A 13,896-nucleotide genomic window follows, 5' to 3' on the forward strand; every position below is an offset into this window, starting at 1 on the left:
GGGATTTCCATTTTAGGGGGACGGCAAGCATGGTAAGAAAAACAGTGAGCTCTCATGAGGGGAAAAGCTCAGAAGAAGTTCCTTGGGATGCGAAAAGTCAAGACAGGGGAGTCAACCCATGATGACGGACATGACCTACGCGGCTCACGGAGGCGCTTTAGTCAATCTTCTTGTGGATGAAGCGCGAGCGCAGATGCTCAGGGACCTCAGCCGAACACTACCCAGCCTTACCTTGAATCCCCGGCAACTTTCCGATCTAGAACTCTTGTTGAATGGGGCCTTTTCGCCTTTGCGCGGCTTTATGAACAGTGCGGATTACGAATCGGTACTGGATCGCATGCAGCTTCAAAACGGTGTTCTGTGGCCTCTGCCCGTTTGCTTGGATGTCTCGGAAGCCGACGCCCGGACTTTGGATGCGGGCCAATCTGTGGCTTTGCGCGATGGGGAAGGATTTATGGTGGCCGTGCTTCATGTGGAAGACATTTGGCCCATAGACAAGTTGCGAGAAGCCGAAATCATCTACGGCACCACGGACACGGCCCATCCCGGCGTGGATCTGCTTTTTCACAGCACAGGGACCCACTATGTGGGAGGCACATTAGAGGGGGTGCAGTTACCGCTTCACTTCGCCTTCAAGCGCTTGCGACATACGCCTCACGAAATGCGTGCCCTTTTCAAGAAACTGGGCTGGCGCCGCATCGTGGGGTTTCAGACTCGAAATCCTTTGCACAGAGCCCAGTTTGAAATGACCCTTCGAGCCATGGATCGCGCCAAAGCGAACCTTTTGCTGCATCCCGTGGCACGTCGCGCTTCACCGGGCGATATCGACTATTATACGCGCATTCGATGTTACCAGGCGGTGAGCCGGTATTATCCTCCAAACATGATGCTTTTAAGCCTGCTGCCTTTGGCTATGCGCCTGGCGGGACCTCGAGAAGCCTTGCTGCATGCCATTATTCGCAAAAACTACGGCTGCACGCATTTTATTGTGGGGCGCGATCACGCCAGCCCAAGCCCTGACCCGAGCGGTCGAAGGTTTTACGCTCCTGAAGCAGCCATGGAAACGGCCTTGAGCTATCAGAAGGCCCTGGGCATCGAAATTATTCCTTTCGAAGAGATGGTCTACGTCTTTGAAGAAGATGCTTATATGCCCGTGCGCGAAGTGCCTCCACAAAGTACGGTTAAGTCCATGTCCTTGGAAGAATTCCACCGAAGGCTTCGAGAAGGAAAACGCGTTCCGGAATGGTTCAGTTTTCCGGAAGTTATCGAGGAACTGCAAAAAGGTTATCCGCCTCGGCATAAACAAGGGTTCACCATTTTCTGCACTGGGCTTTCTGGAGCGGGAAAGTCGACCATTGCCAGAATTTTATACGCACGCCTTCTGGAAATGGGGGGTCGCCCCGTAACTCTGCTGGATGGGGACGTGGTGCGGAGAAATCTTTCCAGTGAGTTGGGCTTTTCCAAAGAACATCGTGATATCAACGTACGCCGTATCGGCTTTGTGGCCAGTGAAATCACCAAGAACCGTGGTATTGCCATCTGCGCACCTATCGCACCCTATGCAGCCACGCGCCGCCAGATTCGAAGCCTGATAGAGAACTACGGTGGGTTCGTGGAGGTCTATGTAGCCACACCCCTGGAAGTATGCGAGAGTCGTGACCGCAAAGGGCTTTACGCCAAGGCGCGCGCGGGCCTCATCAAAGGATTTACCGGAATTGATGACCCTTACGAACCCCCGTCGGCTCCGGAGGTGGTTATCGACACTACGGAACTTACCCCTGACGAAGCGGCCCAGGAAGTCTTGCTTTATCTGGAACGAGCCGGCTATATCAAATAACAGTCTCTGGCTGTGAAGGAGATTCCAATGAATGTTTTGATCCAACGCATGATTCGAGCCGCCAAATTGGATGTAAGCCTCTACGAAGAGGTGGAAGCGGACACGAGTGCCAAGGGCCAGGCCATGACGGTGGTCATTCTTTCCAGTGTGGCCGCAGGGATCGGCAGCACGGGCATAGGGGGATTCAAGGGCATGATCACTTTGACCCTCATGGCCTTGGCCGCATGGTACCTCTGGGCTTACATCACTTACTTTGTGGGCGTGAAACTCCTGCCCGAACCGCAAACCCAGAGCAATCCCCAAGAGCTTTTGCGAACCATCGGGTTCAGCAGTTCGCCTGGAATCCTGCGTATTTTGGGTGTGCTTCCGGGCCTGGGAGGTTTAGTGCTTATCATTACCGGAGCCTGGATGTTGGCGGCTATGGTGGTGGCCGTACGACAAGCCTTGGATTACCGGAGCACAGGCCGCGCCGTGGCCGTGTGCATTATCGGTTGGGTTCTTCAGAGTCTGATGCTTACCGTGGCTTTCGCTCTTTTCGGACGGCCGGACGTGACGTCTTCGTCCCATTAGGAGCCTAAACGTGGCTGGACAACCCGCCTCACGGCCGAGCCGCTCGGAACGATACCTCTCATGGGGATTGCTCGGCCTTTTGGTGGTCATAACGGTCCTCATTTTCGCTTTTTCCCGCAGCCCGGATCCTTATCTTTCGGGAACAGCAAACACCGCTCTTCCCCATAGCCATCGTCAAACGGCGCCATCCCAGTCCTTGGAAACAGCGCTGCCCGATTTGTCTCAAGCCCTGGCGCCGGCCCTAGTGGCTTCAGAAAAGGCGGAACATTTTGATGCCCAGACCCTTGCGGATAAAATCGACGGCAAAGCCGAACTCTATCTGGAAGCAGGGTTTCAGTCCCTTAAGACCCAAAGGGTGAAGCTTAAGGAACACTCAGATATTTGGGCGGAATTTTTTCTTTTCGTCATGCACAGTGATCAAAGCGCTTTTGCTGTTTTCAGCCAACAGAGACGTTCCTCAGCGATACCCATCCCCGATGTCGCCTTTGGCTATCGAGCCGCTAACGTGGTGTGTGCCGCCGCCGGCCCCTATTACGTGGAAGGGGTCGGATCCGCGGAGGATGAGCACCTCATGGAAGCCTTAACGGAAACCCTGAGCGCGCTCGTTCGATCCATTCCTTCATCGGACCAAATCCTGCGGACTCTGGAATGGTTTCCTGAGTCCCTTCGGGCTCATGAACGAGCTGTTCTTTATCTTGGGAGCGCTTTCGGTTATGACGGCTTTCAGGAAACCTTTGCGGTGCCTACGGGTGCAGATATGGATTCGATGACGGTTTTTGTGGCGAAATCAGTCAAGGATTGGAGCGGACGAGAGGCCGCCGAAGCTTATGTGCGGTACTTGGAAGAAGCCGGTGCGAAACGCCTTTCAGGAGCAAATCCGGATGAAGAATTGGTGATTGTGGACTTTTTTGGCTTTGTGGAAGTGGTGTTTTCCCACCAAGAGCTGGTGGCCGGAGTTCACGAAGCCGAACAAAAACAGACCGCAGAGCGTACCGCCTCGGAATTTCGTGAGAAGCTGAAAAACCGTAAGGCTTTGGATTTTAAGGAAGAGGAAGGCCGGTAGGGAAAGGGTGTTGGTAGGGCGGACGCATCGGTTTGAGGCTATGGGATTTTGGGTGCTTGTTCGGTCACCTAAGTTCGGCCGTTAGTGGTTAGGAAATCGGCGGACATGGGCGACGATCTTGATTAAATGGCTGATGATCGCATCGTAGGGCGGACACATGGGTTCGTCCCTACGGAGTCTTTGCCAGCCCGTTGGACAATGGAGCCCGGCTTTGCTGATTGTGCTGTTAGCATTCTTAAGTGGATGCTTGTAGGCCTTTTGGGTGCACGCCATGAAAAAACCTGAAGGCAGTTCATCCGTGGATTCTCCACGACGGCGATTTTTGGCTCGAGGACTACGCTATGGGTTAGGCTTGGCGGCCTTGTGGGCAACGGGCCTGAGTCACAGCGACTGGGTTGGGCCTACCGGTGAAACCGAAAAAGATAAAGAATGGCAAGGCCCCTTTGACTGGTCGGTTTCAAATGCCCCAAAAGCTGTGGTCGTAGTGACGGGTTCTAACCGAGCAGCTTGTTGCGAGGCCGGGTTGGCAGCTCTGGGCGGCATCAAACAATTCATCTCTCCGAAAGATCGCGTTTTCATTAAGGTGAACGCAGCCTTTGCAAGTCCACCGGCTCTCGGAGCCACATCCCATCCTGAACTGGTGGAAGCTGTGGTCCGTAGTTGCCTGAAAGCCGGAGCTTCCCAGGTTGTGGTTTCAGACAACCCCATCAACGACCCGGCCAGTTGCTTTCGACTGACGGGTATCGCCGATGCGGTTCGACGTAGCGGGGGTACCTTATGGATTCCCGAATCCCGCCGCTTTCAGGCGGTCACCCTGCCCGACGGCCGCTACCTGAACCAATGGCCATCTTGGACGGCACCTTTTTTGACTGCCGACAAAGTGATCAACTTGGCTCCGGTCAAGCATCACCATCGTGCCGGAGCTTCCATGATTTGCAAAAACTGGTACGGGCTTCTTGGAGGGCCACGAAACCTGTTTCATCAAAACGTGCATGACGTGATTGCTGAGCTGGCAGCTCTGTTTCGGCCCACTTTGGTGATCTTGGACGGCATCACGGCCATGATGACCAACGGCCCGACGGGAGGCTCCTTGGCTGACCTGAAGGAGACTCGAACACTCATCGTAAGTCCTGATCCCGTGGCTGCAGATGCTTTGGGAGCCCAGATTTTGAACATCGATCCGCATAAGCTGCCTTATCTGAGGCAGGCTGAAAGGTTTGGAGCAGGGTCTTTGGATCTGAAAAATATGGTTGTTCATCGTGTGCATGTTTAAGGATTTTCGGAGAGAAACTAAAACAAGGCTCCGGAAAATTGTGGGGCGGACATGTGGGACCGCCCCTCCAGGCTGTTGGAAAGTCCCGTTTGGCTCATGGCTTCGTGTTTGGGAGGCGGACACATGGGTCCGCCCCTACGGGCTAGCAGTCAATGACATTTTAAGGTAGAGGCGGGGGGGGGGCCGCCTCGCCCCCGCAAGTCCGAAATCGTGTCTTTCCCTGAAAGCTCGGGCGTCTTACCCGTAAAAATTGCGGCCCGGAAGCCTGGATTTCCAAAAAAACACAGCTTGGAGGATCACGGCGCGCCGTGACCCTATGTCATGGCCTGGAATGGCTCATTCTCAATTGTCGGATAAGCTCCTGGCTTTGATTCTACGCCGGTTTTTTGCGAGGCGGACACGTGGGGCCGTCCCTCCAGGCTGTTGGACGGTCCCGTTTGGCTCATGGCTTCGTGTTTGGGAGGCGGACACATGGGTCCGCCCCTACAAGGGTAGGGCAGGTTTGGTAACCTGGCAGCGGGTAAGGTGACGAGGACCGTGAAATCTGTCGTCAAAATGCTTCAGAGGCAGCAAGGAAAAAAGCCTTCATGCGCATCCATCACGTGCGACGTATCAGCCAAGCCTATTTTTTGATGCTCTTTCTGTTTTTCTGTGCCGTGACTCGGGTGGGCGTCCATTGGACGGAGATTCGTGCCTGGCCCGTCAATTGGTTTCTTCAACTGAATCCACTGAATGCTTTATCCACCGCCTTAGGCACAGGAACCCTTTTTGCCGGCCTTTTTTGGGGCCTCGTGACCCTTTCGATCACGCTTCTTTTCGGACGTTTCTTCTGCGGCTGGATTTGCCCTCTGGGAACACTGCATCACCTTATGGGCTGGCTGGCGTCACGTCGTCAAACCTTTTCCCAGCGCATGGCCGACAATGCCCCACACGGAGCGCACCAACTCAAATTCTACTTCCTCTTCTTTTTTCTCGGTATGGCGTGCGGTCCACTCTGGACCCTCGATCGGTGGGCACATTGGGAAACCGGAGCCAAAACGTTTACTCTTTTGGGCGCCGTTGTCTTTCTCGTTCTGGCCACCGGGTTTCGAGAAAAACAGCTTTCCCCCAAAGCACCTTTCCGGATTGAAGAAGGTCTCCTAGGCACCCTCGTGTTCGTTTTGGGTCTCCTTTTGGCTAGATTCCCCGCCGCTGTGGGATCATTGCAGACCGGCCTCTTGGATCCCATCGCTTTGATTCAAAGGTCATTGAACCAAGTAGTGTTTCCGGCCCTGGGACTTTTCCAACCGCAAGGGCTTTCCGGAAACCGATGGACTCAAGGGGCCTGGCTTCTCGGAACCGTCTTTTTTACTGCTTTGGGCCTCAACTTCATCAAACCCCGTTTCTATTGCCGTTACCTCTGTCCGGCCGGAGCTCTCATGCATCTTGTGGGACAAAGATCCTTGTGGCGCATGACAAGAATCGAAGACCGCTGCACCGACTGCAAACGCTGTGAAACGGTCTGTGATGCGGCCTGTCGACCTTCCGGGGAACTCATGGCAGGGGAATGCACTCTATGCAGCAATTGCCTGGTGATTTGTCCTGAAAAGGCTATTACTTACACTTGGGCCCAACCTGCTTTCGGAGTTTCTTCCTTGAGCCCGGTCAATTTGTCTCGACGTCGAACTTTGGCCGCTCTAGGCGTAGGACTTTTGGCTGCCCCTGTTTCTCGATTGGACGGCTTGGTGCAGCGGCGCTTTCCACCCACCGTGGTGCGACCTCCAGGATCCCTTCCGGAACCGGAATTCTTGCGCCGATGTATCAAATGCGGTCAGTGCCTACGCATTTGTCCCACCAATGTTTTGCAGCCTGCTTTATGGGAAGCGGGCCTGGAAGGGTTGTGGACACCGGTTTTGGATTTTCGAGCGGGAACCAGCGGCTGCCAGTACCAATGTGTGGCCTGCAGCCGCATCTGTCCCACGGCGGCTATTCGCAGACTTACCTTGGACGAAAAGCATGGTACCGGGGATTTTGCTGCGCGAGGCCCTGTTCGCATCGGAGCGGCTTTTGTGGACCGAAATCGTTGCCTGCCGTGGGCGTTTGGAAAGCCATGCATTGTGTGCGAAGAAAACTGCCCTGTAAGTCCCAAGGCGATTCAGACTGTAGAAACCCTGGAAAAACTGCCGCTGCCTCCCTTATGCGTCACCGCACGCGAAGGAAACCGCTGGATCGTGCATGGGTTTCGCCCATTAGAAAATGCGGTGCCTCTGGATAACCTCTGGCTGGTTCAGGACCCTTTGGATAGGTCTCAACACTGGCCCATTCGCGATTGGGGTGACGGATGGATTCAGGTGTCTTACGTTGAGCAAACGAGCGGCCAAGGAGAGGCATCCTTTGAGGATTCTCCATGCTCTGTTTACCTTGCGGTGAAACTGAAACGCCCTGTGGTGGATCTCACGCGATGCGTTGGATGCGGTATCTGTGAGCATGAATGTCCCGTTCGAGGGGTTCCGGCCATTCGCGTTTCGCCAGAAAACGAATCGCGCCATCCAGAACGATCCCTTCTGGCAAGACGCTCATCCGGCCGATCCTGAAGATTAGGCATTTTGAAATGTCAAAAAACATGGAGGACTGATTATGCATCGGGAAAAAGACGTGATCACCACAAGCGGTGCCGGAACCCTTTCACGCCGAAGATTCCTCAAGGCGGCCGCCATTCTAGGCCTTGCGGGAACAACGGCGACGGTTACGCAATTTCCTTCACTGGGAAAGGCTCAGGAATCGTCAACTTCCCAAAGAGTTCCCCAACGACCTTTTGGAGCTTCCAAGATTCCCGTATCCGTTTTGTCTTTGGGAGGTATGTTTGACACAGGATCCAACCAGACTTTGCTTCGGCAGGCTTTGCGTTGGGGTGTGACTTATTGGGACACGGCGGACTGTTACGGAGGCGGTCGCAGTGAAGAGGGTATCGGTGCTTTTTTTGCGCGATTTCCTGAAACAAGAAAAGAAGTGTTTCTGGTAACCAAATCTGATGCTCGAGATCCCGCCGGAATGACCAAACTGCTGCAACGCAGTCTGGAACGCATGCAAACGGACTGGATTGATCTGTACTTTCTGCATGCCGTAGATGACATTAAAGAACTGACACAGGATGTGCGCCGCTGGGCGGAGCAAGCAAAAGCTTCGGGGAAAATTCGCCTTTTCGGCTTCAGTACCCACGCCAATATGGCTCAGTGCCTGGAAGGAGCGGCTCGGCTGGGTTGGGTGGACGGCATAATGTTTACTTACAATTTTCGACTCATGCACGACGATGCCATGAAACGGGCCATTGACCGCTGCGTCGCCGCCGGCATTGGTCTCACAGCCATGAAAACGCAAGGAGGCGGACCTTTTCGAGCGGATTCTTCAGCCGAAGGCGCTTTGGCCGAAAAGCTGCTGGCACGAGGTTTTACGGACAAGCAGGCCAAGCTCAAAGCCGTCTGGGAAGATACACGCATTGCGAGTATCTGTTCACAGATGCCCACCATGACCATCCTCATGAGCAATGTCGCGGCGGCCCTGGATCGAACCTCGCTCAGCCGAGAAGAACAAAACGAATTGCGGCACTATGCCGAAGCCACTCGAAGCCAGTATTGCGCCGGATGCGCCGCTGTCTGTGCTCATGCCGCCCAAGCCCCCATCTTCGACATGATGCGAAGCCTCATGTACGCTCGGGACTATGGCGACATGGCGGCGGCGTGCGAAGTCCTGCAGCCCCTCGCGCAAGGAGGCGTCTTTGCGACCTTGAACGAGGCCCGGCTGAAAGAGGCTGAAAGACGCTGTCCTCATGGTCTTCCCCTTCGCCGCCTTGTGTCTGAAGCGGCCCAGCTTGCTCGAAACCTTAAAATATCGGTTTGAAAAAGCGGGTTAATGTTTCGCTCACATCCGCTTGAAATTGTGTGGAGAAACGGGACGCTTTGAGCTTTCCGTCAAAAAGCGATCTAGCTCTTTTCTCTGAAAAACGGCCTGGAGCCGTCAGATCTCCACGGCCGTTTATGTATGCAAATCTTACGCACCATGTGCAATCCGTTGCACACCCCATGCGGCAATCTTTTGCACACCCCTCGTGGATACGGGAATCCGCCTTTTACCACTCCCTTTTGACCAAACCCATATCCTACTGACTTTTCATGAAAACTTCCTTCCTCGTTTCATGCGTTTTGAATTCTCGTTACTTGGCACACCCCTTGCTGTGCGTTTAGGCACGGAAAAAAATAGAGGCTTTTCTGAACGCTTGATTCATGGATCTTAGAACTGCGAAGGAGAGGAGCTTTTTATGAAAAGGTTCATGCCGTTTTGGCTTTTCCTGGCCTTATGCCTGTTTTCCGTAACACCATGCCTCGGAACCCCATTTACCTTTTACGACGACAGTATATATTGGCCTGGTTGGGCAAATAACTCACCGTCTGACAATGGTAAGGACACCATCGGCGATCCAAATTTTACGGGCGGCACGGTTAAAATCGATGAACTTGGGTATTTAACCCAAATTACGTTTTCCTTTGCCTCTTGGGGCAATACGAACAACGGCTGGAACAAACTGGAGCCTGGGGATCTTTTCTTAAGCATTGATAATGATACGAACTGGGAATACGTCGTCTATACGGACAATAACAAATTAGACGGCACAATACCTTCCCCGTGGAATTATAATCTCTATGCCATAGACATTTCTTTAGACAATGGAAGCGCTTATCAAACATCCGGACAGGATAACACAGGCTTCTGGAGTGGTTATAATATTCGTCACAACCACCCCATCGGGCTGAATTCCCTTCCCAGTGGTGCATCTCTGGAGGGAGCTGTGGAGTTTAGTGGCTGGGGAACCACAAATCTGACTTTTATCTTCCCTGCTGACAAGATTCTTCTCGATGCGGGTCTGCTCACCATTGGGTTTACTGTGAACTGCGCAAATGATGTCATCTACGAAACAGTTGAGTTATCACTTCCACCTCAGAATGTGGTCCCCGAGCCCGCCTCGATGCTTCTTATGGGATCAGGACTGGTGGGTTTGGCAGGTTTTCTGCGCGCTCGAAAAAAGGGAAACGGTAAAAGAACCGCAGCACAGTCGTGATGTGAAAAGACTTCCAACCGTAAAGAGTCTGACATAAGACGTAAAACCTTTAAAGAAACCGACAGACCGGCGGCATTGTCTTCCTTCAGTGCCGCCGGCTTTTTGTTTTCATCTTTCAGGCGTTCTATGGGGCGTGGGTCGAACAGGGACTTTGCCTTGAAGAAAGGTTTTAACGGCACCGATGGAGACTTCGTTTCGGTGAAAAATACCGGCGGCTAGGGCCGATTCCGCCCGTGTTCGCGTAAAGACTTCCAGAAAGTGTTCCGCGCAGCCGGCTCCACTGGAAGCAATCACGGGAAGGCCCACGGACTCTTTGACGGCGTTGATGAGCTCCACATCAAATCCCATATTGGTGCCGTCCCGGTCGATACAGTTGAGCAGAATCTCGCCGGCTCCCAATTCCTCGCACACTCGAGCCAGAGTCACAGCATCCACGGGTCTTCCTTCCCGCCCTCCTTTGATGGTGCACTGATACCAACAATAACGTTCTCCATGCGGCCCCGGGATTTGTGTTTCCAACACATGATGGGGCACTTCATGCGGGGAGGCTACATAAACCCTTCGCGGATCGATGGAAATAACCACAGCCTGGCTGCCGTAAAGACGTGAAATGGTTTCAATCGCGCTTCGGCCTGTGGCTTTTCCCGTGCGTAGCACATCTTCAACGATGAGCACAGCGTCGCTTCCGATAGAAACTTTATCGGCTCCGGACCGAAAGTAGGCGGAAGCTACCTGAAGCGCACTGTATTCGGTGCCGTCCTTATCCACATAATCTCGAATGCCGCCTCCGATGGTCAAGGGCACAAAGACATTTTCTGAAGTCCTTTCAAGGACTTCAAGCATGGGAAGATCCTTGAGGGGAAAATCGCGAAAGCCGGTAATGTTCAGAAAAGTGATTTCGTCGGCCCCTTCCTCGTAGTAGCGTCGCGCCAAATCCACGGGTTTTCCCAAGTTACGGACCACACCTTTTTCACGCACATCGTACTGGTCCCCTTTGGTCACCACCAGGTCTCCCTGATCGTTGGATCGCACATCCAGGCAGGCGATAATGCGCTTGGCCAGCTGGGTTCGCGCCGGGGCTTTGGGCGGAAGCACGCTCGGTGCCTCCAAAGCTTCCAGAAAATTTTTAAGAATTCCGAGGCCGACAGAGCCGCTCTTTTCAGGGTGAAACTGCACGGCGGCCACACGCCCCTTTTGCACGGCACTTACGAATTCTCGGCCGTAATCGGTTGTCGTAAGAACCAACTCGGAATCTTCGGGATCCACGTGGTAGGAATGCACAAAATAGAATTTTTCCTCACCCTCCAAACCTTGAAACAGGGCTGAGGGTTTACGCGGTTTGATACCATTCCAGCCGATGTGCGGCACGGCCAGATTCACTCGAAACCGGCGTACCCTGCCTTTGAAGAAACCAAGGCCTTCCTCGCTGGGATCTTCTTCACTCCTTTGAAACAGGACCTGAAGGCCCAAACAAATGCCCAGAAAAGGGCGGTTCGCTTCCAAGTAACGGCGCAGAGGTTCCACAAATCCTTTGTTTCGAAGCGCCCGCATCATGGACCCGAAAGCGCCCACTCCTGGAAAGACCAGCTTTTCCGCAGACAAAATATCCTCGGCACTTTGCACGAAACGCACCGAATGCCCAAGGCTTTGAATGGCGTTGACCACACTTCGCACATTTCCCGCGCCGTAATCCAAAAGTGTCACCATGATGCTGGATCCTCCTAGAGCCTATTCAAGAACGACAAAAACCTTTGGATCGATTGCCGTTCGTGCATAGGGGCGAGGCGTCGCCTCGCCCCTTGAAATCTGAAACGGGTTTTTCTGGAAGCGGAAGGCCTTGGCCCACACTGATCGCAGACGAAGCGCCTCGACTTTCCTGACAGGTTCGTGTTCAGACGTGTGCTGAGCGCTTTGCTTTTCCACATAATTCGTCAGGTCGATCGGATATGACGGCGGAAACACTCCAGTTTTGAAGCTTTTGAACCCTGGTGGAATCGTTCACGGTCCAGGCAATGACGGGAATCCCCTCGTTGCGGCATGCCTCTATCATTTCCGGGTGCACTCGGCTTTGCTCGGGATGAAAAGAGAAAGCTTTCCAAGCCCTCACAAGACCCACGGGATCCTTGACGTCATCGCTGACCAAAACTCCGGTTGCCACCGGAACCTTCAGGGCCCGAACTCGGGAAAGCACCTCTAAGTGAAAAGAAGACAAGAGCACTTGAGAAACCATGCCCAGTTCGGTGATGAGTCTCAACGTCTCTTGCACAAGTCGCTCGTGATGTTCCGCCTTTCCCTTGATCTCCACGTTGACCAGCCATCCAAGGTTTCGAGTCATTTCAAGAGCTTCCCTTAGAGTCGGAATGCGCAGGACCTTGGATGGGGTTTGATGGGCATTGTCATGGAGCTTATTTTTTCTAAAGTCTACAATATTAAGAGCCGCCAATTCCGACCGAGAGAAGTTCCACACATACCAGGGTCGTCGTTCCGGGTAAAGACTTGGCGCATTTGTGGTTCGTTCCAGAGTGTCGTCATGAAGCACCATGGGAACCCCATCAGCGGAAAGTTGCACATCCAATTCCCAAAAATGGGCTCCAGATCGAAACCCGAGCAAAGCTGTCTCCAAGGTGTTTTCCGGCCCCAGAGCCAATCCTCCTCGATGCGCTCCAATCCAAAACACATTGGATTCCCTAAGATCTTTCCACGTCGCCATGGCCCCTTCTCGACACCCCGTCACCATTGCTCTACAGCCCGCGCCTAAGGTTGCAACCCCATGTTTCGTAAAGGAGAAAGGAGCTGCCCGTGCCCGTCCATATTGTGAACCATCCGCTCGTTCGCCACAAATTGGGCCTCATGCGCAAACATAATATCAGCACCAAGGATTTTCGTGAACTCGCATCGGAACTGGCCCGCATATTGACCTGGGTTGTTTTCGCCATCGGGGGCATGGATTTCTCGGCGGGAGATTTCACCATCAAGGGAATCGGGCTTGTGGGTATCAGCGGTGTGGCCCTGAACCTTCTCCTGCCCGGCCGGGCCGAACGAGGGTAGAAAGCCGGCGCCTAAGCCTTGGCATCCGAACACTGATTTTTCTGAACCCAATATCAGCCCGTTTCCTCGCCTGAAGGGCTGCGATGTGGTTCGCGTAATCGTTCCAGAAGGTTGCAAACACTGCAACGGGTTCCGTAACAGGGTTCTCCGCATCGGTCACATGTGCCGAAATCTTCCGTAAGCTGCGGCGCGGACCGTGTCTCAACGTAGGCAAACAAGAAATCCCTTTTGGTTCCCGGCATTTTGCCTTCCAGCATGTCCAAAGCTTCTTGAAAGATACGGCTTGTGGCCCCTCGAGACAAAGGACAGGCTTCTTCCAAGAATTCAATCCCGTGGACACGGCAGTATGTGCGGATTTCGTGCGCTGATACGCGATATAGGGGTTTGATTTTGGCCGGCACTCGAGGATGCACAGAAGGCAGGTAGGGGTAGTGCTTTTCGATGTATTCTCGACGGTTACGCACGAGATTTCCCAGGAGTCTTCCGGCTTCATCGTCCAGGTTATGACCTGTGGCGATGACTCGAAACCCTTCCTGAACCGCCAGGCGGTTGAGCAGTCGGCGTTTGATCATACCGCAGACGGAACAAATGGGGCGGCGGGTTTTTTGACGGATTTCCCAAATGGAATAGCCGATGAGATCCTTCAGGGTATAGCTCGTCCAGGAAAGATTTCGGTTTCGAGCAAAGGCGGCGACGGCTTCTTGCGAGGCTTTCGAAAACGAAGGAATCCCTAGATTCAGGTGAACCCCTTTGGTGACATAACCCAATTCGTTTAAGACCGACCAAGTCGCCAAGGAATCCTTACCACCCGAAACAGCCACCAGGATCGGTTCGTCGGCCTTGATGGGGAATTTTTTCATGGCCCTAAGAACCGCACGGTGAAAGAAAACTTCAAAACACGATTCACAAAAATTGGCATGATGACTAGGCAGCGCGATGACGGCTTGTTGCCGACATCGCGTGCACTTGGCCGATTGAGAAAGCGGCCTGTTTTCTTGAAAACCCATGACGAC

At 53.6% G+C, this 13,896-nt stretch carries 11 protein-coding genes; 8 read left to right on the forward strand and 3 right to left on the reverse strand.

The genetic code is table 11. The features are described 5' to 3' along the window. Nucleotides 1-118 precede the first annotated feature (118 nt). The 7 genes from WHS46_08835 to WHS46_08865 all read left to right on the forward strand — a co-directional run bounded on the left by WHS46_08835 (nucleotide 119) and on the right by WHS46_08865 (nucleotide 9,835). Entirely contained in the window at nucleotides 119-1,837 is a 1,719-nt protein-coding gene (locus WHS46_08835; protein ID MEJ5348777.1) for a bifunctional sulfate adenylyltransferase/adenylylsulfate kinase, read from the forward strand. 27 nt (nucleotides 1,838-1,864) lie between these two features. After that, complete coding sequence (locus tag WHS46_08840) at nucleotides 1,865-2,407, forward strand: YIP1 family protein (GenBank protein ID MEJ5348778.1); 543 nt, start codon at nucleotides 1,865-1,867, stop codon at nucleotides 2,405-2,407. A gap of 10 nt (nucleotides 2,408-2,417) precedes the next feature. Next, nucleotides 2,418-3,470 carry a DUF6599 family protein gene (locus WHS46_08845; GenBank protein MEJ5348779.1) on the forward strand — a complete coding sequence of 351 codons (1,053 nt, stop codon included), beginning with the start codon at nucleotides 2,418-2,420 and terminating at the stop codon, nucleotides 3,468-3,470. A 271-nt stretch (nucleotides 3,471-3,741) separates the two neighbouring features. After that, complete coding sequence (locus WHS46_08850) at nucleotides 3,742-4,743, forward strand: DUF362 domain-containing protein (GenBank protein ID MEJ5348780.1); 1,002 nt, start codon at nucleotides 3,742-3,744, stop codon at nucleotides 4,741-4,743. Nucleotides 4,744-5,330: 587 nt separating this feature from the next. Beyond that, nucleotides 5,331-7,316 (forward strand): 4Fe-4S binding protein, encoded by a 1,986-nt coding sequence (locus WHS46_08855; GenBank protein ID MEJ5348781.1) that lies wholly within the window; start codon nucleotides 5,331-5,333, stop codon nucleotides 7,314-7,316. A gap of 43 nt (nucleotides 7,317-7,359) precedes the next feature. Then, the gene (locus WHS46_08860) at nucleotides 7,360-8,619 is read left to right on the forward strand and encodes an aldo/keto reductase (GenBank protein ID MEJ5348782.1); all 1,260 of its coding nucleotides are present in this window, start codon (nucleotides 7,360-7,362) and stop codon (nucleotides 8,617-8,619) included. A gap of 418 nt (nucleotides 8,620-9,037) precedes the next feature. Further along, complete coding sequence (locus WHS46_08865) at nucleotides 9,038-9,835, forward strand: PEP-CTERM sorting domain-containing protein (protein ID MEJ5348783.1); 798 nt, start codon at nucleotides 9,038-9,040, stop codon at nucleotides 9,833-9,835. Nucleotides 9,836-9,943: 108 nt separating this feature from the next. Here the strand turns inward: WHS46_08865 and hisF are convergent, their stop codons facing one another. Further along, nucleotides 9,944-11,542: an imidazole glycerol phosphate synthase subunit HisF gene (gene hisF, locus WHS46_08870; GenBank protein MEJ5348784.1), complete on the reverse strand. Its 1,599-nt coding sequence runs from the start codon at nucleotides 11,540-11,542 to the stop codon at nucleotides 9,944-9,946. Nucleotides 11,543-11,726: 184 nt separating this feature from the next. Then, complete coding sequence (locus WHS46_08875; protein ID MEJ5348785.1) at nucleotides 11,727-12,545, reverse strand: glycerophosphodiester phosphodiesterase family protein; 819 nt, start codon at nucleotides 12,543-12,545, stop codon at nucleotides 11,727-11,729. 89 nt (nucleotides 12,546-12,634) lie between these two features. On the opposite strand from WHS46_08875, the gene WHS46_08880 reads away from it, so the two are divergent. Continuing rightward, nucleotides 12,635-12,883 (forward strand): uracil phosphoribosyltransferase, encoded by a 249-nt coding sequence (locus WHS46_08880; GenBank protein ID MEJ5348786.1) that lies wholly within the window; start codon nucleotides 12,635-12,637, stop codon nucleotides 12,881-12,883. Between the two features lie 53 nt (nucleotides 12,884-12,936). Here WHS46_08880 and WHS46_08885 read toward each other — a convergent pair whose 3' ends face one another. Beyond that, nucleotides 12,937-13,890: an ATP-binding protein gene (locus WHS46_08885; GenBank protein MEJ5348787.1), complete on the reverse strand. Its 954-nt coding sequence runs from the start codon at nucleotides 13,888-13,890 to the stop codon at nucleotides 12,937-12,939. Nucleotides 13,891-13,896: the final 6 nt, after the last annotated feature.

Origin of the sequence: Desulfosoma sp. (assembly GCA_037481875.1) — a bacterium.
Classification (GTDB): Bacteria; Desulfobacterota; Syntrophobacteria; order Syntrophobacterales; family DSM-9756; genus Desulfosoma.

Bases quoted from the DNA above. Each gene is read 5' to 3' on its own strand.
- WHS46_08855 (MEJ5348781.1), top strand. From the start codon at position 5,331: ATGCGCATCCATCACGTGCGACGTATCAGCCAAGCCTATTTTTTGATG.
- WHS46_08850 (MEJ5348780.1), top strand. From the start codon at position 3,742: ATGAAAAAACCTGAAGGCAGTTCATCCGTGGATTCTCCACGACGGCGA.
- hisF (MEJ5348784.1), bottom strand. From the start codon at position 11,542: ATGGTGACACTTTTGGATTACGGCGCGGGAAATGTGCGAAGTGTGGTC.
- WHS46_08835 (MEJ5348777.1), top strand. From the start codon at position 119: ATGATGACGGACATGACCTACGCGGCTCACGGAGGCGCTTTAGTCAAT.
- WHS46_08865 (MEJ5348783.1), top strand. From the start codon at position 9,038: ATGAAAAGGTTCATGCCGTTTTGGCTTTTCCTGGCCTTATGCCTGTTT.
- WHS46_08860 (MEJ5348782.1), top strand. From the start codon at position 7,360: ATGCATCGGGAAAAAGACGTGATCACCACAAGCGGTGCCGGAACCCTT.
- WHS46_08875 (MEJ5348785.1), bottom strand. From the start codon at position 12,545: ATGGCGACGTGGAAAGATCTTAGGGAATCCAATGTGTTTTGGATTGGA.
- WHS46_08885 (MEJ5348787.1), bottom strand. From the start codon at position 13,890: ATGGGTTTTCAAGAAAACAGGCCGCTTTCTCAATCGGCCAAGTGCACG.
- WHS46_08840 (MEJ5348778.1), top strand. From the start codon at position 1,865: ATGAATGTTTTGATCCAACGCATGATTCGAGCCGCCAAATTGGATGTA.